This is a genomic window from Mycobacterium sp. SMC-15, assembly GCF_045310925.1.
Lineage (GTDB): Bacteria > Actinomycetota > Actinomycetes > Mycobacteriales > Mycobacteriaceae > Mycobacterium.
Genome location: NZ_JBJIAJ010000002.1, coordinates 451,353 through 473,039, shown reverse-complemented (window position 1 = coordinate 473,039; position 21,687 = coordinate 451,353). Strand labels below are relative to the sequence as shown.

Here is a 21,687-nt window from a genome sequence, read left to right as displayed (position 1 = left end):
ATATGACGGGACCGGCCCCCACGTCCGTACTGGACCGCATTCTCGAACATGTGCGCCAGCGCCCCGATGCCATCGCGTTACGCCGTTGCGATGGAGGCAGTCTGTTTCGTTACGGCGAATTGGCTGCCGAGTGGGAGCGCCTGTCTTCAGTACTGCAGGCGAGTGGGGTATCACTGGGTTCTCGCGTACTTATCATTTCCGACAACGGGCCACAGACATACCTGGCGGTGCTTGCCTGCGCCCGACTGGGCGCCATTGCTGTTCTGGCGGACGGCAATCTGCCCATGTCCACCGTCGAACGGTTCGCCGAACTCACCCAACCCGCCGCAATTCTGAGTACCGAGGGTGCTCGACTGTCCCTGTCGGACCCGCCGGAGTCCCTCGCCGCGGTACCGACGATGTCGGTTGCCGAACGCAGCCCCACATTGGCCGCTGTCGGTGCGCACCCCAGGCCGAACGACGTTGCCGATCACCCGCTGGCGATGATCTTCACCAGCGGTACGACCGGCGAACCGAAGGCTGTGTTGCTGGCCAATCGAACCTTCTATGCGGTCGCCGATATTCTGCGGGCGACGGGCTTGACGTGGATCGATTGGGTGATAGGCGAAGTCGCGTACTCGCCGCTGCCGGCCACGCACATCGGTGGCCTGTGGTGGATTCTGAACTGCCTGATGCAAGGTGGTACGTGCGTCACCGGCGGCGAAGACGGAGCGTCGCTGCTGGAGATACTCGCGACCAATGAGGTCGCTACGGTCTGCCTTGTCCCGACACTGCTCTCACGTCTGGTCGCCGAGCTGAATGCAACCGGCACACCCGTGCCGCCTTCGCTGCGTTTTCTCGGTTACGGCGGATCCCGAGCTATCGCATCCGACGTGCAGTTCGTCGAGAACGCCGGTATACGGACCGCACAGGTCTACGGATTGAGCGAAACCGGCTGCACCGCACTATGTCTGCCCACCGCACCGGGATCGATCGCCGCCATCGAGGCAGGGGCGGTCGGTCGACCCTATCCAGGGGTGCAAGTTCACCTCGACGGCGACGGTAGCGGGCCGGCCGGTCCGCCGGCCGCATCGGGCACTCTGTGGATCAAATCGCCGGCAAACATGCTGGGGTACTGGAGCAATCCAGACCGGACCCACGAGGTGCTGCGCGATGGGTGGGTGAACACCGGCGACCTGCTCGACGAAGGCAGCGACGGCTACTTCTACATCCGGGGGCGGGCCTCGGAGATGATCATCTGCGGCGGAGTCAATGTCGCCCCCGACGAGGTTGACCGCGTCGCAGAATCCGTCCCGGGGGTCCGCGAGGCAGCGTGCTACGAGATCCCAGACCCAGAGTTCGGAGCTCTCGTCGGCCTGGCGGTGATCGCGTCGGAAGAGTTGAACGAGGCCGCTGGGCGACGCCTCAAGCAGGCAATCGCCGCCCGCTACCGCAGCGAAGTGGAATCCGCCGCCCGCCCGTCACGGATCGTCTTAGTCGGCAGCATTCCCCGAACCCAGTCCGGAAAGGTCATGCGCACGTCGCTGGCCGCGGCGATCGGCGCTCGCGCACATGGTTGAGAGTGTTCGGCAGCGGATCCTCGCTGTGGTCTGCGATGTGCTGTACATCGACGAAGACGACCTCTTCGACGGCGATGACACCGACCTTCGCGATCTGGGCCTGGACTCGGTTCGATTCGTCTTGTTGATGAAGCGCCTCGGAGTGGACCGCGAGTCTGAACTGCCGGCACGCTTGGCGCGTGACCTGTCGATCGCAGGCTGGGCTGCAGAACTGGGAGATCCCGGTTCACATGCCTGATTCGCATCCCCCGGTGACCATCCCGCTTTCCATCTCCCAACAGAACATCTACCGGGGCGTGCTGCAGGATGTCGATCCTTCGCTGTATCTGATCGGCCGCCGGTATCGCTTGTTCCCCATATCGCTTCCCCGATTCCGGCTCGCATTGGCAGCCGCTGTCCAACGCAACCCGGTGCAATTGTGTGTTCTCGAACAGGCCGAAGCGCAGTATCCTCACCTGGTTCCGCGGCTGCGGGCGGACGATCTCATGCGAATGTCCCATGACGGCACGGAACCACTGGTGCGGGAATGGAACTCGGGAATTCTGTCCCGCCCCCTGGTGCGCTACACCATGGAGGTCAACTCGAGCGGCGACGTCGTGGGTCTGGATATGTACGCACATCATCTGCTGCTCGACGGTGGTGCGACCGGTCTGATCGAAGCCGACCTTGGTCGCAACCTGTCGGACTCAAGCTCCGAGTCGCCCGACATGGCCGCCGGCCTCGAGCGCCTGGCCGAAGCCCACCGCCGCGAAGCCGAACACGTTGACGCCGCACAGCAGCGGTTGACCGAATCGGTGCAGCGGGAGGTGGCAGGTGAGGCAAGCACCGGCGGCTATCCACAATCGCCACCGACATCAGGTAGTGCTCACCGCGGGGTTATGCACGAGTCAGTCCAGATCACCGGACCCGACTACGAAGCGATCACGACGCTGGCTGCTCGGGCACAAGTGCCGCTGCATGTGTTGGTGACGGCGGCCGCCGTCGCTGTCGATGCAGGAGGTCGAAGCAGTACCGATGCCCTGGTGGTGCACGCCATCGACAATCGGTTCGGTGAGCCCGCTCTGGATGTGGCCACCTGCATCGTCAACTCGGTTGCCCAGTCCGTTCGCTTCCCGGCATTCGCATCAGTGCGAGATCTCGTGGCCAATGTGGACCGCGGATACGTCAAAGCCGTGCGGCGGCGCTGGTTTCGAGAGGAGTTGTATCGCCGCATCCATCTGACGATCAACCGGACTCCCGAAACTGACGCATTGGCGCTCAACTTTCTTCCCGACCCCTGTGCACCCGAGCTGCGTCCGTTCCTAGACGGCATGCCGACTACCACCGATATCGGGCCGGTCGAAGGCCTGACCGTGGCGGCCATTCAAGACGATCCGAACCGCACCCTGACGCTGTCGATTTGGGATGCCGATCACCGAAGAGACCGACCCCAAACCACGGGCGTCGCAGCCCTGACTGCCCGGGTGCTGCTGAAGATGCCGGCTCAGTGGAATCAACCGGTCGCGATGCTTGTGGGCCAGTGGTTCGATGTTCACTCCGACGGCACCTGCCATGCCACCGACATCGCACCCAGCCCGACAGGGCCGACCGCATCGGCATGGTTTCTGGACCCGAACACCGACATCGAAGCGTGGCGACAACGCCGTCGGTATGTCGACCCTTGGATCGATTGGCTGGCGAGTTCGGGCGTCGAGCCCGGCGAGGTGTTGGTATTCACTGACGATCAGACCGATAAGACCATCGACCTCTTGGTCGCCTGCCATCTGGCCGGTTGCGGCTACAGCGTCTGCGAGCACGACGGCGAAATCGAAAGCCGTACAGCGGCCATCGAATCGGAATGCGGGCTGTCAGCACGATTGATCGACATCGGCAATACCGACCTGCCGGGACAGCCCCTGCGCGTGCGGGACCGCCTTCAACAGGTCCGCGAAGACGATCACTTGGCGGAACGGATCGCCTACATCATGCCGACCTCTGGGTCCACCGGCAGCCCTAAGCTGGTCCCGATCACCCACGGCGCACTGGCGGTCTTCTGCCGGGGAGCGCACCAGGCCTACGGCTGGGGGCAGCACGACACGGTCCTGCAATGTGCGCCTCTGACATCAGATATCAGTGTCGAGGAGATTTTCGGCGCCGCGCAAACCGGTGCCGCGCTGGTTCGCTCGGCGGCAACGCGGACCGGAGATCTCACGCAACTGGGGGCAGACCTGACGCGCCACCGAGCTACGGTCCTTGACCTGCCTACGGCCATCTGGAATCTGTGCTGCGACCAACCCGACATGCTTGCCGCCTTGGCGGCATCGCGCGTGCGCCAAATCGTGATCGGCGGAGAGGCAGTTCGCCCCCGCGCCGTCGAGCGGTGGCATGCGTCCAGCGGTGTTTCAGACGTCGCGCTGATTTCAAGCTACGGTCCCACCGAGGCGACGGTGGTGGTGACGTGCCTGCCGCTGAACGAGGAGACTGTGGCCGAGCCCAGTTGCCAACGGCGACTGGGGAAACCCTTGGCTCCAAACACCGTTTTCATCGCATTCGGTGAGGTGGTCTTGCTCGGCGACCAGGTGTCTGCGGGCTACGTGGGTATCGCCAGCCCCAACTTTGGCACCGTACTCGCCGTCGACGGTTCGCCACTGCACGCGTTTGCCACCGCCGACCGCGTGAGCTTTGACAGCGCGGGCTTCCCGGTACTTGCGGGTCGCAAGGACGCCGTTGTGAAGCTTGCCGGCAGGCGCGTCGACACTGCCGAACTCATCCGGCTGATCGCCGAGGATCCCGCGATCTGCGATGTTGCCATGGAGCCCGACGACACCCGTCTTGAAGTTTGGTTCACCAGCCTGCTCACCCGTGAGGGAGCCGCCGACCCCGCGGCCGAAGAACGAATTCGCGCAGTCCTGAGGGCCGCCCGGGTCACCGGATTTGCGATCTCGGCGGTCTCGGAGATCCCGCGTAAGCCCAGCGGCAAGGTCGATTCCGATCGTCTGCCCAAGACCCAACTCGACGACACCGGCACAGCGCCGGCCCAAGCAAACGGCCTGGCTCAGTTATGGAGTCGGCATCTGGACCGTGACCTGCGCCCGGACTCGTCGCTGCTGGCCGAGGGTGTCGGCTCGCTGGACCTGATCCGCATCCTGCCTGCCACCCGCAGCTACCTCGGCCGACAGCTGTCATTGCTGGATGTGATCAGCGCCGACAGCGCCAGCCGGCTGATCGAAAGCTCCGACGGGATGGGGATGGACGAAGGCGCCGCCGCCGAGATCGACGACGATCTCGCCAACCTGGCCCCGTCGCTGCCCTACCCAGCACCAAGCCCGAACTCCGAGCGCGCCGGCACCGTTGTGGTGTTTGGCGCGTCGGGAATCCTGGGCACCGGCTTTGCCCGAGCTGCGGCCGAGCTGCGCACCCACGGATTCGACTCGGAGCTGGTCTTGGCCACCACCTCTACACTGCCCGACGTTGGTCCCTGGCGAGAGCTGCCCGGGGTCGACGGTGTTCGGGTAGAACACATTTCCCCGCAACGGATCCCTGAACTGATCCGCGCCACTCACGCTGGAACCGTGGTCAACGCCATCGGCAATACCAATGTGGTGGTGCCATATCGCGAGCTGCGGCCGGCCAATGTGGAAGCGGTAGCGGCCATCGTTGCGGCCTGCACCGCACACGGCGCCCGGCTGGTGCATTTGTCGACGTCGGTGGTGAGCCCGCAACCGGCAACACCGCAGGTTGTCGATCCGCGTGCCGCGCCCTACCCCTACGCGGCGTCCAAGGCGCTGGCCGAGCTGATAGTCGCGCGCAGCGCAGGTCACCTCGCCTTCTCGCTAGTACGGCTACCCCGGGTGCTGGGCGAGCCCCACCAGCTGCGGACGTCGGCCGATATTTTGGTCGCACTCGCCGATGCCTGCACAGCGCTGCGCGCTTATCCCGCCGTACACCTGACCGAGGAGGTCACCAGCAACCGGTCGGCAGCGGCGGCGATTCTGGGCATGTTGTCGGCGCCGCTGGGACGCACCGTGACCGCGCTGCGCGGAACACCCGTCGAGTACTCGAAATTTCTGGCTCACTTCGGTTCCCGCGAGTACGAAGTCCAACAGTGGAAGCAGCACTTGGACGCCAGCGACTGGGCCAGACGCAACCCACGCCGGTGGGCGGTTATCGACGCCTGGCTCACCTTGGGGTTGCGCCTGGGCGAGCGGTCCTACGCGCAATACCTCGCCGGCCACGCCAGTTTCGACCTGCAGGTCGATGCGGTCACCGAAGTGACCGCCCCATCTTCGCGGCTGGCCGAGCTGGTGGCTCACGGTTGCGGAGTGGAACCGGACGACCCTTTCTGACGACCACTCACAGAGGACCTGAAGAAGGAGAAGCCTTGTCTGACATTCGACGGATCCAACTCGACGTGACCGGCATGACGTGCCGGATGTGCGAGGCGCATATCGCCCTGAAACTGAACACGATCACTGGGGTGCAAGCATCGGTGGACTTTCCGACTGCGACCGCCACGATCGACGCAGACCCCACCGTGGCCGTCGCCGACCTGTGCGCGGCCATCGAAGATGCCGGCTACCACGCCGAGCTGCGGGACGAACGGCTCCGCACCCCTGCGGATGCCGCGATTCCCGGAGGTCCGGTGAAGCGCATCGCCGGGCTGGCGCGGTTCCTGTCACGCGGCCGACGCGCCCAGGTCGCCCACTAGACCTGGCTGGCCACTCCCCGCGGGGCTCAGCTCTGATAGACCCGCGGGTCCAGGGTCCCGATGTAGGGCAGGTCGCGGTACCGCTCGACGTAGTCCAGGCCGTAGCCGACCACAAAGTCATTCGGGATGTCGAAGCCCACGTAGGAGATGTCGACGCCGGCCCCCAGCGCGTCGGGTTTGCGCAACAGGGTGCAGACCCGCAGGGACCGCGGCCGCCGGGTGGCCAGGTTGCGTAGCAACCAGGACAGCGTCAGGCCGGAGTCGACGACGTCCTCGACGATCAACACGTCGCGATCGCTGATGTCGCGGTCGAGGTCCTTGAGGATGCGCACCACACCCGATGACGAGGTCGACGAACCGTAAGAACTGACCGCCATGAACTCGAATTGGGTGGGCAACGGAATCGCCCGGGCGAGGTCGGTGACGAACAGCACCGCGCCCTTGAGCACGGTGATCAGCAGCAGATCGCCGCTCTCGGCACGTCCCTCGGCGTAGTCGGCCGCGATCTGCGCGCCGAGTTCGGCAGTGCGGGTCCGGATCTGCTCCTCGCTCAGCAATACCGATTTGATGTCACCCGCATACAACTCGGGTCCCTCCCCAGGCGAGTTCTCAGCCACCAGCACAGCGTGCCATGGCGGGAGTTCGACAACCAACTGCGGCGGACAAATTCACGTCCGGGGCTCAGACCGGCTCGCGGCGCAGCCGTAGCAATCCGTCGCCGCGGACCGCGAACAGTCGCTGTCCCCGCAGGTCTGATCCGATCGCCACCCCACCCTGTCCGCGCCATGCGGTGACCAGTCGGTCCACCGCGCGGATCTGCAGGTCGGTCAGGCCGCGCCCGCCTCCATCGATCAGCCAGCGCCGGATCACCGCGAGGCGTACCGGAGCCGCCAGGGCCGCCAGGGCCGCAGCGTCCAACCCGGCACCGGCTGTGGCGCCGGGCAGCGCCTGCTCCGCCAAGGCGTCAATGAGCTCGGTGTTCTCCCGCAGCGCGATCGCGGTCCGGGCCAGGGCTTCGGCCACCCCGCCGCCGAGCACATCCTCCAACAGGGGCAGCACTTCGGCGCGCAACCGCACCCGGGTGAATCGAGGGTCGCTGTTGTGCGGGTCGAGCCAGGGCGCCAGCCCCAGTTCGGCGCAGGCCTGTCCGGTCACTGCTCGTCGCACCCCCAGCAGCGGCCGGCACCATGGCGGGTCGTACGGCCGCATGCCGGCCATCGACCGGGCGCCCGAACCGCGGCCGAGCCCGAGCAGCACGGTCTCGGCCTGATCGTCGAGCGTGTGTCCCAGTAATACCGGGCCTGCGCCGCGGGCATCGGCCAGCGCGGCGTAGCGGGCCGTACGCGCCGCGGCTTCCGGACCTCCTTGAGCTCCGACGGTAACCGAAATAACCCGCGCATCAACACATCCCAGTTCGAGCGCCTGACTTCGTGCAGTCTCGGCCACCTGCGCCGAATCGGCTTGCAGGCCGTGGTCGACGATCAGCGCGGTGGTCGGCCGCAGCCGGGCGGCGACCGCGGTCAGCGCCAGCGAGTCGGGCCCACCGGACAACGCGACCGCCCAGCCTCCCCCCTGCGGCAGATGCTGCTCGGCGAACGCCCCCAGCGCGGCCCGCAGCGCGGCTACAGCACCCGGTCGATCCACCGCTGGGGCTCTTCGATCTCGGCGGGCAGCGGCAGGGTCTGCGGACTCGACCACACCGCGTTGAACCGGTCCATGCCGACGCGGCCGACCACGGCGTCGACGAAGGCCTTGCCGCGGGTGTACTGGCTCAGCTTGGCGTCCAGGCCCAGCAGCGCCCGCAGCAGCCGTTGCAGCGGGGGTTGGCTGCGCTGGCGGCGTTCCTCGAAGCGGCTCCGGATGGTCGCCACCGACGGCACCGCCAGCGGCCCGACCGCGTCCATCACGTGATCGGCGTGGCCTTCGAGCAGCGTGCCCAGCATCAGCAGCTGGTCCAGCGCGGTGCGCTGTTCCTCGGACTGCACCGCCCGCACCAGGCCCAGGATCCCCGACGGGCCCGGCGACTCGGCGTCGTCATGGCGGCCCCGCAGGTAGTCGGCCAGCCGGCCCACCACCTGGGTGAGGTCCGGGCTGCTGTCGCCGGTCAGTACCGCCAGCGCCTCGGACATGTAGCCGGCCAGCCACGGGTTGACGCTGAATTGCACGCGGTGCGTCACCTCATGCAGGCACACCCACAACCGGAAGTCGGCCGGAGTCACCTGCAGCTGACGCTCGACTGCGACCACGTTGGGGTAGACCAGCAGCAGCGCGCCACCGTCAGCACAGAACGGGTCGTACTGGCCGAGGATGCCCGAGGAGACGAACGCCAACACCGCGCCGGTCTGCGCCCCGGTCAGCCGGCTGGTGAGGAAACCGGCCGGCCGCTCGGAGGCGCCCATCATCACCCGCATCGATTCGGCGGCGGCGGCGACCCACTGCCGCCGGTCGACCACGCGGGCGTCGGGGACCGGACCGTCGTCGCCCAGGCCGGTGACTTCGCGGACCAGGGGTTCTGCCGCGCGAGCGCTGGTGTGCAGTTCCTCGACGACCTGACGGCGCGTGTAGTCGGTCATCGGCGGCGCGGGACGTGCCAGCCAGCCACCGACCGTCGCGGCGAACTCGAAGTCCACCGCGCTGCCGACGTCGGACTCGCTCATCCGCACCCGCAGGTTCGCAGGACCGCGGCCAGCGCGTCGATTGCGGTCCGCCCGGTCGGTCCGGCGTCGTTGGAGATGAACGCAAACGTCAGCACCCGCTGATCGCGGTCGGTGACAATGCCGGCCAGCGCATTGGTGCGGGTCAGCGAGCCGGTCTTGGCCCGCAGCCAGCCGGCCGCGCCGCGCCCGGTCTTGGGGTTGAGGAACCGCTCGGAGAGCGTGCCACTGCCGCCGGCGACCGGCAGCATGTCCAGCAGTGGACGCAGCTCGGGCAGGTCAGGCCCGGCAGCCGCCTGCACCACCGAATCGAGGGTCCGGGCCGACAGCCGGTCGTCGACCGACAGCCCGCTGGAGTCCTGCAGGGCGGCTCCGCTCACCGCGATGTGGGCGGTGGCCAGCCGGTTGGTCACCGCGTCGACCGCGCCGGCAAACGAGCGAGGCCGGCCCATCGCCGCGGCCACCTCCCGGGCGATGGATTCGGCCATCACGTTGTCGGAGGCGTTCATCATCTCGCCGAGCCGGACCACCAGCGGCGCCGATCGGACCGCCCCCAGTTCGCGCCCGGTCACCGTCGAGGACGCAATGCTCACCTTGTCGGGGTCGACGCCCAGCTCCGCGGCCAACGCCTTCCCGGCGTCCAGCGCGGGCGTCGGGGACCGCCGCGACTCGACCGTGGTGGGCTGGACGCGGCCACCGTCGACCATCACCGCCTCGATCGGGGCGATGTCGCCGCCTTCGATGTCCTCGGCGTCCCAACCCTGGGCCATGGTCGGGCCGGTGAACGCCGACACGTCGACCTGTACCTCGGAGACGCTTGCCCCGCTGCGCCGAACCTGCTCGGCCAGATCACTGATGCGCGCGGCTTCGCGGTACCAGGTGTCCTGACCGACCTCGGCGGTCGACAGCGTGGGATCTCCGCCGCCCACCAGCACCACCACCCCGGGCTGGTCGCCGGCCGTCACGCGGGTGGTGACCCGGGCGCCGGAATCCAGCGCCAGCAGGGCGGCGGCGGCGGTCAGCACCTTGTTGGTCGACGCCGGCTGCACCGGCAGATCTTCCTGCTGTGTCCACAGCGCCTTGCCGGTCAACGCATCGGTGATTCGCCCGGTGAGCCGGCCCAGATTCGGGTCGGCCAGCGCAGGCGCCATGGCTGCCGCCAGGGCGCTGCCGACCGGCACCGGGGCGTCGTCGGAGACCGGAACCACCCCGGGTTTGGCGGTCGCCACCGGTGCCGGCGACACGACGCGCGCACCGGCGCCGGATTCATCCGGGAGCACAACCACCGCGATGACCACCACCGCGGCGGCCAGTGCCAGTACCGCTGCCGCGATACCCAGATGGGCGCTGCTGTGTCGCCACCGAGTGGGTTGCATGTCTCTCCTGCCTTCTCAGGCGCAATTGTGCCGGACGGGCGGAGTCCGAGCGTGAATGCGGGCCGCTCTAGACTGGCCCGGTGCAATTCGACGTGACCATCGAAATCCCCAAGGGCCAGCGCAACAAGTACGAGGTCGACCACGCCACCGGGCGTGTCAAGCTCGACCGCTACCTGTACACGCCGATGGGCTACCCCGCCGACTACGGCTTCATCGAGGACACCCTCGGCGAGGACGGCGACCCGCTGGACGCGATGGTGCTGCTGCCGCAGTCGGTGTTCCCCGGTGTGCTGGTCGAGGCACGGCCGGTCGGGATGTTCCAGATGACCGACGAAGCCGGCGGCGACGCCAAGGTGCTGTGCGTTCCGGCCGGTGACCACCGGTGGGACCACATTCAGGACATCAGCGACGTGCCCGCCTATGAGCTGGACGCGATCAAGCACTTTTTCGTGCACTACAAGGACCTGGAGCCGGGCAAGTTCGTCAAGGCCGCCGACTGGGTGGACCGTGCCGAAGCCGAGGCCGAGATCACCCGGTCGATCGAGCGGTTCAAGACCTCCGGTCACTGACCCGGCGGTTCAGCGAGCCTCGACGCAGGAGAGGCGAAGCTGGGACCGTCGCATCAACCCGGCGGTTCAGCAAGCCTCGACGCAGGAGAGGCGAAGCTGGGACCGTCGCATCAGCCCGGCGGTTCAGCAAGCCTCGACGCAGGAGAGGCGAAGCTGGGACCGTCGCATCAGCCGAGCGGCTGCGGCCGCCCCAGTACGTCCAGCAGGAGTGCGAGCTGGACGTCGAACACCGCCCGTGGTGCCGACAGGGTGTCCTCGCCATACCCACCGAACACCTCCAGGCTGACCGCGCCCACGAGGGCGGCCCACAGCAGGAAGCATTTGCCGACGACGGCATCGCCGCCGGGGAAGCCGAACTCCTGTCGTAGTTGCTCGAAGTCTGCCGATAGTGGTTGCGCGGCACCGCTGTTGCCGGAAGCAATGTCGCCGACCGCGATGCCCGCCGCGATCGCTTCGAAGAACGCCCCGACCACCCGGGTGCCCGGGGCCGCGGTCTGCTCGGCAGGCGCGTGGTAGCCGGGAACCGGACTGCCGTACAGCAGTGCCCACCCGGCCTGGTTGGCCAATGCCCAGTCCCGCACCGCATGAGCGATGGCCTGGATGTCCGCGTGCCACGACTTCCGCGTCCGAACCCGCGCCACCGCGTCGGCCAGATCGTTGTAGGCGTCGACCAGCAACAGGGTGATCAACTCGTCGCGACTGCCCACGTATCGATAGACCGCCGAGGACACCATGCCCACATCGCGGGCGACGGCGCGCAGTGACAGCCCGGCCGCGCCGTGGGTGCGCAGTTGCCGCCGCCCGACCTCGATGATCTGCGCCTCGATACGTTCGCGCGATTCCTGCCGTCGGCCCATCGCGCCAGTCTGACAGATCCGAGAGCACCGCTCTTGTTTTGATCCGCCCAGTGTGTCACCCTCAAATAAACAAGAGCGGTGCTCTCGAAACTTCCGCTAAGGGGGACGACCCATGGCCGCCGGATACGACCGACCCAATGCAGCCGCCCGATTGGCCAACGCACTGATCCGCAAGCTGGCCGAGGCAGGGATCAGCATTGCCGGCACCCGCGCCCTGTCCGTACGAGGCCGCAAGAGCGGCAAGCGCCGCGGCGTCGTGATCAATCTCCTGACCGTCGACGGGGTGGACTACCTGGTGTCGCCGCGCGGCAACACCGAGTGGGTGCGCAATGTGCGCGCCGCCGGCGAAATCCAGATCGGGCCGCGGTGGCGTCCGAGGCCAGCCCGGGTCAGCGAGGTGGCCGACGATGACAAGCCGGCGGTGCTGCGGCGGTATCTACAACGGTGGTACTGGCAGGTCAAGGGTTACGTGGCGGGGCTGACGCCGGATTCCAGCGACGACGAACTGCGGATCGCGGCGCCGTCCATTCCGGTCTTCTCACTCCACTGAGGTCGATCCGCGGGTCCGGTACAGGCTCGCACCCGTCGTCAGCAGCAACACCCCCACCACCACCCCCAGACTGACCGGGGTCGGAATCTCCGGGACGTTGAAGTTGCGGCCCCCGTTGATGAACCAGACGTCGTTGGTGCGCAGCGCGTGCAACACCATCCGCACCCCGATGAAGCCCAGGATCACCGCCAGCCCCTGCGACAGATACACCAGCCGGCTCAGCAGCTTGCCGAGGATGAAGAACAACTGCCGCAGCCCCATCAGGGCGAACACGTTGGCGGTGAACACCAGGTAGGGCTGGCGAGTCAGCCCGTAGATGGCCGGGATGGAGTCCATCGCGAACACCAGATCGGTGGTGCCCAACGCGAGCGCGACCAGAAACATCGGGGTGACGGCCCACGCCCCGGCGTTGTCCCGGACGAAGAACCGCACGCCGGCCCACCGATCAGTGGCGTTGAAGTGGGTGCGTGCAAACCTCACCACGGCGTTGTTGCCGCCCTCGCCCGCACCCTCACCGGTCGGGTCCTCGTGGCGCAGGAGTTTGATCGCGGTGTAGGCCATGAATGCGCCGAAAACATAGAACGTCCACGACAGCCGCTGCACGGCGACTCCGCCCAGCGCGATGAACACCGCCCGGAACGACAGCGCAAGGATGATGCCGACGAACAGCGCCTCCTGGCGGTACTTCTTGGGCACGTTGAAGCTGTTCATGATGATCACGAACACGAACAGGTTGTCCACCGACAGGCTGTACTCGGTCAGCCAGCCCGCGTAGAACTGCATCCCGTACTTTGCGCCGTGAAAATGCCACACCCAGACGCCGAATGCCACCGCCAGCCCGATGTAGCACGACAGCCGGATCGCGACCTCGCGCATCGTGGGCTCGTGTACGCGGCGGGCCACCAGGAAAAGGTCGAAACCGAGCACCGCGCCCAGGCCCGCGAATGTCACCAGCCATTCCCACAGCGACGGGTCCATCGGGGAGCCTCCGGTCGTCGAGTCAGTTCAGCGGGCTGACCGACCGTACCCCGCGACCCGCTTAGTATTTTCGCCGTGGTGACCGATGTCGGTGGTACCGGATCCCCCGGGTTCCCTCGTGGGGTGGCCACGGGCCCCGTCGCCCGAGCCAGTATGGCCCGGGTCGGCACCGCAACCCTGCTCAGCGCCCTCTGCGGCTACGCGGTGCTGTACCTGGCGGCACGCGACCTGGATCCGGCAGGTTTCTCGGTGTTCGGCGTCTTCTGGGGCGCCTTCGGCCTGGTCAACGGCGCCGCCAACGGCCTGCTGCAGGAGACCACCAGGGAAGTCCGGCGCGCCGGCGAATCCGAGGCCGGGCCCTCCGCCACCGCGCACACTCGCCCGCTGCGGGTTGCCGGGCTGACCGGGCTGGTGGCGGCCGGTGTGGTTGCCGCCAGTTCGCCACTGTGGAGCGGCCACGTGTTCGTCGAGGCGCGCTGGCTGTCGGTGGGGCTGCTGTGCTTCGGTCTGGCCAACTTCGCGGTGCACGCCACGTTGCTCGGCGTGCTGGCCGGCGCCAACCGGTGGACGCAGTACGGCGCCCTGATGGTGACCGATGCGGCCATTCGGGTGGCGGTGGCCACCGCGACGTTCGTCATCGGCTGGGGCCTGCTCGGGTTCTTGTGGGCCACCGTGGCCGGCGCGCTGGCCTGGCTGCTGCTGCTGGCCGCCTCGCCCGCGGCCCGCTCGGCGGCGCGACTGCTGACTCCGGTGAGCACAGCGGAGTTCCTGCGCGGTGCGGCGCATTCGATTACCGCCGCCGGGGCAAGCGCGATCCTGGTGATGGGTTTTCCGGTGCTGTTGCAGGCCACCTACGGCGAATTGGGCGCCGCGGGCGGTGTGGTGATCTTGGCGGTCACGGTGACCCGCGCGCCGCTGCTGGTGCCGCTGACCGCCATGCAGGGCAACCTGATCGCGCACTTCGTCGACCAACGCGGTCGCCGACTGCGGGCGCTGAGCACGCCGGCCGCCGCCGTTGCCGCGCTGGGCGCGGCCGGCGCGGTGGCGGCGGGCCTGCTCGGCCCGTGGCTGCTGCGCACGGTGTTCGGCCCGGATTACCGCGCCGACGGGCTGCTGTTGGCCGGACTGACCACGGCGGCCACCGCGATCGCGCTGCTGACGCTGACCGGGGCAGCGACCGTCGCCGCGGCACTGCATCGCGCCTACGCGCTGGGCTGGGTGGGTGCCACGGTGGCCTCGACGCTGCTCCTGCTGCTCCCGCTGGACCTGCCCACCAGGACCGTGGTGGCCCTGCTGTGCGGTCCGCTGGTGGGAATCGCCGTGCATCTGGCCGCGTTGCGCACCGATTCCTAAGCCGGACGGGCGTGTATTTTCTAAACCATCGATACCCGCTACCCCGATGTCTGGATCATCGTCCCGGCGTTCAACGAGGCGACCGTCATCGGTGACGTGATCGCAGGGATCCGTTCGGTTTTCGACTACGTGGTCTGTGTGGACGACGGAAGCGCCGACGACACCGCCGTCACAGCCCGACGTGCGGGCGCCTATGTCGTGCGCCATCCGGTCAACCTCGGCCAGGGAGCGGCCATCCAGACCGGGGTCGAGTTCGCCCGCCGCCAGCCCGGCGCCCGGCTGTTCGCCACCTTTGACGCCGACGGCCAGCACCGGGTGGCCGATCTGGTGCGCATGATCGACCGTCTCGACGCCACCGACCTCGACATCGTTATCGGCACGCGGTTCGGCGCACCCGAAGCTGCCGCGTCGGTGCCTCCGCTCAAACGAGTGGTGCTGCGGGCCGCCGTGTTGCTCAACCCGCGGATCCGCCGGCTCGGGCTCTCTGACGCCCACAACGGTCTGCGGGTGTTCAACCGGCGGGTCGCCGATCGACTCGACCTCACCATGAACGGCATGAGCCACGCCGGGGAGTTCATCGCCCTGATCGCCGAGAACCGCTGGCGAGTAGGGGAAGAGCCGGTCGAGGTGCTCTACACCGACTACTCGAAGTCGAAGGGTCAGCCGCTGCTCAACGGCGTCAACATCCTTTTCGACGGGTTGCTACGCAAGAGGATGTCGCGATGAACAGGATCGCCATTCAATGAATAGGATCGTTTTTCAGTGAATTGGATCAAGGTGCTGTTGATCGCGGCGGTGCTGGTGCTGCTGATCTACCTGCTGCTGTCGCGACGGTCCGCCCAGTCGCGGGCCTGGGTGAAAGTCGGCTACCTGGTGTTCGTGGTGGCCGGTATCTATGCGGTGCTGCGTCCCGACGACACCACCGTGCTGGCCAATTGGCTCGGGGTGCGCCGCGGTACCGATCTGATGCTGTACGTGCTGATCATGGTTTTCGCGTTCACCACACTGAGCACCTACATGCGATTCCGCGATCTGGAGCTGCGCTATGCCCGGCTGGCACGGGTGATAGCGCTCGGGCAAGCCCAACCACCCGAGCCGGCCGAACCGGCGGTTTAGCGAGGCTCGACGCAGGAGAGGCGAAGCTGGAACCGCCTGAAACACAGTAATTCGGCAACAGTTGTCCCTGTGGTAACAACGGGTTTGCCGCTCGTCCGATTCGAGCCCGCACCGTTGCAGGTATGCGGGGGACCGACATCCTGGCAGAACCTCTGGCCGACGCCACAGCGGCACTGCTGACAGTGCCGATGGTCGAGTTGTACGCGGTGCTCTGGCGCGCCGGGCTGCTCGAGGCGCGAGTTCGCGCATCCAAACGACCGCTTTCGCAGGTGCCGGTGCTTCAGCCGGCGTAACGGGACAGCCTCAGCGCACCAGCTCCAGCTTGGCGGAAGACTTCTTCGCGGCGGCCTTTTTGGCCGGTGCCTTCTTGGCCGGCACGGCCTTCTCGGCGGGGGCCTTCTTGGCAGCCGGAGCTTTCTTGGCAGCCGGGGCCTTCTTCGCCGGGGCCTTCTTGACCGCGGCCTTCTTGGCAGCCGCGGCCTTCTTGGCAGCCGGGGCCTTCTTGGCAGCCGGGGCCTTCTTCGCCGGGACCGCCGCCACCGCCTTGGCGGGGGCCGCAATCTCCTTGGCCGGGGCAGCGATCTCCTTAGCCGGGGTCGAGAACCTGCTCGCCACGGCCACCGCGGCGGTGGCCGCCGCGGCCGTGCCGAGACCCTGCGCCCAGCCGATCGGGCCGACCGGCGTGCAACCCAACAGCTGGCTGACTCCGGGGGTGGAGACTATCGCCGCGAACAGCGCGAACGATCCGGCCGCGGTCGCCAGCACCATCGGCGCCCGTGAGTCGACCACGGTCTGACCGAGTTCGGTGGTCACCAGCGAGATCAGCGCCACCGTTGCGGCCCGCTGCGGCAAACCGGTTGCTGAGGCCATCGCCCAGGCGGCGGTGCCCGCCGCGGCGGTGACACCGCCGCGGAACGCCACCGCACGCCACAGTTTGCCCTCGTCGAGTCCGGGCACCGCGTCACCGATCGGGCCGGCCGGCGTGCTCACCGCCACGGCGGTGGCCGGCAGTGCGTCAGTCAGGGTGTTCATCAACAGCAACTGCCGGGTGTTCAGCGGTGAATTCCCGGTGATCGCAGTGCCGATCACCGAGAACATCACTTCGCCGGCATTGCCGCCCAGCAGCCCGGAGATCGCCAGTTGCACGCCCCGCCACAGTCGCCGGCCCTCGTCGATCGCGTCGACCAGAGCGCCGATCTTGCCGTCGGTCAGCACCACGTCTGCGGTGGCGTGCGCCGAGTCGCTGCCGTGCGCAACGACACCCAGCCCCACCGTGGCGGCCCGGATCGCGGCGGCGTCGTTGGCACCGTCCCCGACCATCGCCGACACTCGGCCGGCGCGCTCCAGGGTCTGGACGATCTGCACCTTGTTCTCCGGTGACATCCGGGCGAAGATCACCCGCTCGCAGACCACGCGCTCTTGTTCCTTGCGGTTCAACGCATTCCACTCCGAGCCGGTGATCACCTGCTCGGCGGCTACGGTCACACCCATCTCGGCGGCGATCGCGGTGGCCGTGATCGGGTGGTCGCCGGTGATCATCCGGATGTCGACGCCGCGGGCGGCCAGATCGGCCAGCAGCTGCGGAGCGTCGGCCCGGGGTGTGTCGGCCAGGCCGAGGAACCCGATCAGCGTCAGCCCGGCGGCGCTGACCTCCGAGAGACGGTCGGAATCTTCCTGCACGGCCCGCACCTGGGCGGCGGTCAGCTTGCCCTGGGCGACCGCGATCACCCGCAGCCCCTGGGCCGCCATCGCGGCCACCTGCTGCTCGACCGCGGCGCCGGCGTTCTTGCAGGCTCCCAGCACCACTTCCGGTGCCCCCTTGACCAGCAGCTCCGATCCCAGCACCGATGCCGAGAAGGCTCGCCCGGAGCGGAACGGCAGGTGCGCGTCGGGTTCGATCCACGGCCGGGAACCGGCCGCGGCCGCCGCGCCTTCCACGATGGCCTGGTCGGTGGCGTGCGCGTGGGCCGCACCGTCGGGGGCCGGCGCCGCCTGCGCGGCGGTGCCCAGCACGTCCTCGTCGGAATACCCCGCGAGCGGGCGCACCGTGGCGACCCGCAGCCGGTTCTCGGACAGCGTTCCGGTCTTGTCGAAGCAGACCACGTCGACCCGGCCGAGTGCCTCCACCGACCGCGGGATCCGCACCAGCGCACCGGTTTTGCTCAACCGCTGCGACGACGCATGCTGGGCCAGGGTGGCCATCAACGGCATGCCCTCCGGGACGGCGGCGATCGCGACCGCGATCGCGTTGCCGAGCGCGACGCGCAGCCCGCCCTGGCGCAGCAGGCCGAGCGCACCGACCGCCACACCACCGGCGGCGCTGTAGGGGAAGGTCCGGTACATCAGCTGGGACAGGTGGTGCTGCAGACCGACCTCGGGCAGCTCGCCGGAGGCCAGTTCGGAGGCCCGGCGGGCCTGGGTGTCGGCACCCACCGCGGTCACCATCGCCAGCGCCTTGCCGGCGATCACCGTGGTGCCCGCGTAGAGCATGGAGCTGCGCTCGGCCAGTTCGGCGCCGGGAGTCGGGTCGAGCTGCTTGCCGACCGACAGCGATTCGCCGGTCAACGCGGACTCGTCGACCTCGAGGTCGGACACCTCGATGACGCGCGCGTCAGCGGGCACCACCTCGTTGCTACGCACCTCGATCAGGTCACCGGGCAACAATTGCTCGGCGACGATCTCGTGGTAATTCGGTGTTCCGTCGGCACCCATCTGCACGACCCGGGCGGGCGGGGCCTGCTGGGCCAGCAAGATGTTCAGGCGGCTCTCGGCCCGCAACCGCTGGTAGGCGGCCAGCATGGCGTTTCCGGTGAGCACCGTACCCACCATCACCGCGTCGATCGGCGAACCCAGCATGGCAGTCGCCGCCGAGCACAGCGCCAGGATCGGCGTCATCGGGTCGGACAACTCCTCACGCACGGCGTGGAAGTACGGCCAGAACATGCCTTGGGTTTCCGTGTCGACCGGCGCGCGTTCGGCAAGCGGCGTCACCGCGTCCGGCGTCAACAGCTCGCGCGCCTGCTCGACCGTCATGGCGTGCCACTCGTAGGCCGGGGCCGGCTTCGGTGCGTGCGCCCGCAGCACCCGGCGGGCCAGCAGATACCCCGAGAGCATTCCGGCGCCGGCACCAACGGTCACTGGCCCCGGACCGCGGCTCTGCCCCGCCCCGACCCCCGGGATGGTCGCCCGGACCCCGCGGACCAGCAGCAGCCCGGCGATAGACGACGCGCCGATCGAGATCGCCACCCCGCGCTCGGTGGCTGACCGGGCGGCCGGCAGCGCGCGCAGCACCTGCCATGCTCCGGCCAGGTCAGCCAGCAACAGGTCGGCATAAAAGGGTGGTGGGGTGTCGGCGTGCTCGCTGGTCGGCATCACACCCAGCGCCAGATCCGCCGACGCCAGCGCCCGCGCCGCCGAGGTGGACAGCACCGCGACGGTGCGGCCGGCCTGCTGCAGGTCGGTCACGGCCGCAGCCAGCGCGGCGTCCAGATCGTCGCCGGAGACCGGGCGGATGTCGTCGAAGCCGGGGCGCAGCTCACCGAGGATCTCGGTGTCCACCGTGACCAGCTCGACGCCCGCGGCACGCCCTTCGAGCACCACCGCCGACGCCAGCGCGTGGTGCGCGGGCAAGATCAGCGCGTCCACCGGCTCCTTGCGGGCCGACCCGCGGACTGTCATCCCGGGAACCCGGTGCCAGCCCGGACGCAGTCCGGGCTTGTCAAGCAGGCTCTGCGCGCTGTTCCAGGCTTTCGGCAGCTCGTGCTCGCTCGCGCCGCGGATCTGCACCACCCGGCGTTGCTCACCGGTCAGCGCCCGCGGGTCGATGACCACGGTGTCGATCTTGTCGAGGCGGCGCAGGCTGTCCGGCCGCAGCGGGAGCACTCCGTGCGTGTCCGCCAGCCCCTGCCCGAGAGTCGCGGCGAACGATTCGCAACTGGTGCGCACCGCCTTCGGCGAGGTGGCCAGGATCGCACTCGAGGTCATGTCCAGATTGCGGGTCAGCGCGCCCACCGCCCCGGCCGCCACCACCTGCGCCACCGCGGTGCGCTTCAGGTAGCGCTCGGCCGCACCGGCCGGCCGCGGGACAGGTCGCGCAGAGGGGTGCACGTCCGGATGGTCCGCGTAGCGGGCCAGCTCCGGCTCGTAGCGGTTCCAGGCCAGCGCCCCGGCGCGGGTCTCGGAGGCTTTCAGCCCCTCCACCATCAGGTCCACCGCCAGAATCGCCGGGGACATGGTGATGACGTGCGACCCGAGCGAGACCAGGGAAAGCACCCTCTCGGTCTTGGCCGGGCCGATCCGGCTTTCCAGCGCGCTGCGGACCAGCGGCTGATAGCGGGCCACCGACGCCGCGGCGTCGAAGATCTTGGGCGCGGCGGGCAGGCGCATCGCGCTGCCCAGGGTCGCGATCGCCAGACCGACCGCGTTGGCGCCCACCATCGCGCCCTTGGTGGCGAGCAGCAGTCCGTCGCCCGGCAGCGCCGCGGTTTCGGTCAATTCGGCATTCTTTGCTTCCTTTTCCAGGGCTTCCACCTTGGCGCACAGATCGGCCAGCGAAACGTGGTCGCCGATCTCGACGACCACCCGGGACAGTGGTCGGTTCAGCCGCACCGAGGTGACACCGGGCTCGGCCCGCAGGGCTTCGAGAACCTCGGCACCGATGTCCACGCCGTCGGGGTCGTCGAGCCCGTGCACCTCGATCCAGGCCCGTCCGGCGCCGCGCCAGCTGCGGCGGCTGGTCAGATCGGAGGGCTCACCGGCCAGGATCTTGGCGCCTTCGCGCAGCGGGATGGCGGCCAGGTCCAGGCTGGCCGATGCGACGGCGCCGACGGCGTCCAGTCCGAAACGACCGATTGCGAACACATCCATGGATTGCCTCCAGCGTTATTGCAGCGCTGGAGGTCTCTTCCGCCGGTTGCCCGGCCCACAGCCCCGGTCACCCGATGACGGGCGACGTGATGACGACACTGCGAATTGGGGAATACTCCCCTCCGACCGGCCAGTATGCCACAAACTTCAGGTGGTCTTCATCTGCCGGAAATATGCGACGGTGCGTGTCACGCCGTCGTCCAACCCGACCTGCGGGCTCCATCCCAGTACTTGTTGCGCCCGCTCGATGTCCAGGCAGGAGCGTCGCAAATCGCCGAGCCGGGCCGGGTGGAACTCCGGGTCGTCGGGCGCTCCGACCGCGGCGGCCACCGCCGAATGCAGTTGCCGGTCCGAGGTTTCCACGCCGGTACCGACGTTGAACCGCTGCCCGTCGCCGTGCTCCCCCGAGGCCCGCACGAAGGCGTCCACCACGTCGTCGACGAATACGTAGTCGCGGGTGTTGGATCCGTCCCCGAACACCTTGGTGGGCCGGCCCTCCAGCAGCGCCTGGGCGAAGATCGCCACCACCCCGGCCTCGCCGTGCGGGTCCTGGCGGGGGCCGTAGACGTTGGCCGGCGCGATGGCCGAACACTGCAGCCCGTAGAGGTGGCGATAGGTGTTGAGGTAGATCTCACCGGCCACCTTGCCGGCGGCATAGGGCGACGCCGGATCAGTGGGGACGTCCTCACCGGTCGGATAGCGCGGCGGGGTGCCGTAGATCGACCCGCCCGAGGAGGTGTGCACGATCTTGCGCACCCCCGCGGCGCGCGCGGCGTCGGCGACCCGGATGGTCCCGATGACGTTCACCGAGCCGTCGAAGACCGGGTCGGCCACCGAGTGGCGCACGTCGATCTGGGCGGCCAGGTGAAAGATCACCTCGGGTCGGTGTTGGGCCACGATCGCGTTCAGGTCGGCGGAGACGATGTCGGCCTCGACGAAGCTGAAGTCGGCGTCGTCGGCCAGGTGCTCGATGTTGCCGGCACGCCCGGTCGCGAAATTGTCCAACCCGACTACCTGGTGTCCGTCCGCCCGCAGGCGGTCGACCAGCGTCGATCCGATGAATCCGGCTGCCCCGGTGACCAGTGCTCGCACCGGCCCACCATACCGACAGGTAAGAAAGAC

At 68.4% G+C, this 21,687-nt stretch carries 17 protein-coding genes and 2 pseudogenes; 10 read left to right on the top strand and 9 right to left on the bottom strand.

The window, feature by feature from the left end; translation table 11 throughout:
• The first annotated feature begins 2 nt into the window (after positions 1-2).
• The 4 genes from fadD10 to ACJH71_RS04945 are packed head-to-tail and all read left to right on the top strand — an operon-like array spanning position 3 to position 6,246.
• The gene (gene fadD10, locus ACJH71_RS04960) at positions 3-1,559 is read left to right on the top strand and encodes a fatty acid--CoA ligase FadD10 (RefSeq protein WP_406756898.1); all 1,557 of its coding nucleotides are present in this window, start codon (positions 3-5) and stop codon (positions 1,557-1,559) included.
• Entirely contained in the window at positions 1,552-1,797 is a 246-nt protein-coding gene (locus ACJH71_RS04955; RefSeq protein WP_220694939.1) for a phosphopantetheine-binding protein, read from the top strand. Before fadD10 ends, ACJH71_RS04955 begins: the two co-directional genes overlap by 8 nt.
• Positions 1,790-5,884: an AMP-binding protein gene (locus ACJH71_RS04950; protein ID WP_406756897.1), complete on the top strand. Its 4,095-nt coding sequence runs from the start codon at positions 1,790-1,792 to the stop codon at positions 5,882-5,884. The genes ACJH71_RS04955 and ACJH71_RS04950 overlap by 8 nt, the downstream gene beginning before the upstream one ends.
• Positions 5,885-5,919: 35 nt before the next feature.
• A complete protein-coding gene (locus ACJH71_RS04945) occupies positions 5,920-6,246 on the top strand; it encodes a heavy metal-associated domain-containing protein (protein ID WP_230987272.1) in 327 nt (108 codons plus the stop codon).
• A gap of 26 nt (positions 6,247-6,272) precedes the next feature.
• Here the strand turns inward: ACJH71_RS04945 and hpt are convergent, their stop codons facing one another.
• Genes hpt through dacB form a run of 4 tightly spaced genes read right to left on the bottom strand, consistent with a single transcriptional unit; the run spans position 6,273 to position 10,276 of the window.
• Positions 6,273-6,914 carry a hypoxanthine phosphoribosyltransferase gene (gene hpt / locus ACJH71_RS04940; RefSeq protein ID WP_406756927.1) on the bottom strand — a complete coding sequence of 214 codons (642 nt, stop codon included), beginning with the start codon at positions 6,912-6,914 and terminating at the stop codon, positions 6,273-6,275.
• Between the two features lie 13 nt (positions 6,915-6,927).
• Entirely contained in the window at positions 6,928-7,890 is a 963-nt protein-coding gene (tilS, locus tag ACJH71_RS04935) for a tRNA lysidine(34) synthetase TilS (protein WP_406756896.1), read from the bottom strand.
• Entirely contained in the window at positions 7,869-8,903 is a 1,035-nt protein-coding gene (locus ACJH71_RS04930) for a zinc-dependent metalloprotease (protein ID WP_406756895.1), read from the bottom strand. The genes tilS and ACJH71_RS04930 overlap by 22 nt, the downstream gene beginning before the upstream one ends.
• Positions 8,900-10,276 (bottom strand): D-alanyl-D-alanine carboxypeptidase/D-alanyl-D-alanine-endopeptidase, encoded by a 1,377-nt coding sequence (gene dacB / locus ACJH71_RS04925; protein ID WP_406756894.1) that lies wholly within the window; start codon positions 10,274-10,276, stop codon positions 8,900-8,902. Before dacB ends, ACJH71_RS04930 begins: the two co-directional genes overlap by 4 nt.
• Before the next feature lie 80 nt (positions 10,277-10,356).
• Here dacB and ACJH71_RS04920 point away from each other — a divergent pair, with 80 nt between their 5' ends.
• On the top strand, positions 10,357-10,845 hold the full coding sequence (locus ACJH71_RS04920; RefSeq protein WP_406756893.1) for an inorganic diphosphatase: 489 nt from the start codon (positions 10,357-10,359) through the stop codon (positions 10,843-10,845).
• 167 nt (positions 10,846-11,012) lie between these two features.
• Here ACJH71_RS04920 and ACJH71_RS04915 read toward each other — a convergent pair whose 3' ends face one another.
• Positions 11,013-11,702, bottom strand: a complete 690-nt coding sequence (locus ACJH71_RS04915) for a TetR/AcrR family transcriptional regulator (protein ID WP_406756892.1) — start codon at positions 11,700-11,702, stop codon at positions 11,013-11,015.
• A 112-nt stretch (positions 11,703-11,814) separates the two neighbouring features.
• Here ACJH71_RS04915 and ACJH71_RS04910 point away from each other — a divergent pair, with 112 nt between their 5' ends.
• Positions 11,815-12,252, top strand: coding sequence for a nitroreductase/quinone reductase family protein (locus tag ACJH71_RS04910; protein ID WP_406756891.1), 438 nt, complete (start codon positions 11,815-11,817; stop codon positions 12,250-12,252).
• Here ACJH71_RS04910 and ACJH71_RS04905 read toward each other — a convergent pair.
• Positions 12,241-13,230: a TerC/Alx family metal homeostasis membrane protein gene (locus ACJH71_RS04905; protein WP_406756890.1), complete on the bottom strand. Its 990-nt coding sequence runs from the start codon at positions 13,228-13,230 to the stop codon at positions 12,241-12,243. The two genes, ACJH71_RS04910 and ACJH71_RS04905, sit on opposite strands and share 12 nt — an antisense overlap.
• A 153-nt stretch (positions 13,231-13,383) precedes the next feature.
• Between ACJH71_RS04905 and ACJH71_RS04900 the strand changes: the two genes are divergently transcribed.
• The 4 genes from ACJH71_RS04900 (at position 13,384) to ACJH71_RS04885 (ending at position 15,992) form a co-directional block, all read left to right on the top strand.
• Positions 13,384-14,583 carry a hypothetical protein gene (locus tag ACJH71_RS04900; RefSeq protein ID WP_406756926.1) on the top strand — a complete coding sequence of 400 codons (1,200 nt, stop codon included), beginning with the start codon at positions 13,384-13,386 and terminating at the stop codon, positions 14,581-14,583.
• Positions 14,584-14,610: 27 nt separating this feature from the next.
• Positions 14,611-15,309: a glycosyltransferase family 2 protein gene (locus tag ACJH71_RS04895; protein ID WP_406756925.1), complete on the top strand. Its 699-nt coding sequence runs from the start codon at positions 14,611-14,613 to the stop codon at positions 15,307-15,309.
• Positions 15,310-15,345: 36 nt separating this feature from the next.
• Positions 15,346-15,699, top strand: a complete 354-nt coding sequence (locus ACJH71_RS04890) for a DUF2304 domain-containing protein (protein WP_406756889.1) — start codon at positions 15,346-15,348, stop codon at positions 15,697-15,699.
• 122 nt (positions 15,700-15,821) lie between these two features.
• Complete coding sequence (locus ACJH71_RS04885) at positions 15,822-15,992, top strand: Rv1535 domain-containing protein (protein WP_406756888.1); 171 nt, start codon at positions 15,822-15,824, stop codon at positions 15,990-15,992.
• 43 nt (positions 15,993-16,035) lie between these two features.
• Here ACJH71_RS04885 and ACJH71_RS04880 read toward each other — a convergent pair.
• From ACJH71_RS04880 to ACJH71_RS04870, 3 genes and pseudogenes are all read right to left on the bottom strand, one after another.
• Positions 16,036-16,143, bottom strand: a pseudogene (locus tag ACJH71_RS04880) (hypothetical protein); the annotation flags it as partial.
• An 84-nt stretch (positions 16,144-16,227) separates the two neighbouring features.
• Positions 16,228-20,565, bottom strand: a pseudogene (locus ACJH71_RS04875) (HAD-IC family P-type ATPase); the annotation flags it as partial.
• Positions 20,566-20,712: 147 nt separating this feature from the next.
• Positions 20,713-21,657: an NAD-dependent epimerase/dehydratase family protein gene (locus ACJH71_RS04870; RefSeq protein ID WP_406756887.1), complete on the bottom strand. Its 945-nt coding sequence runs from the start codon at positions 21,655-21,657 to the stop codon at positions 20,713-20,715.
• Positions 21,658-21,687 lie beyond the last annotated feature (30 nt).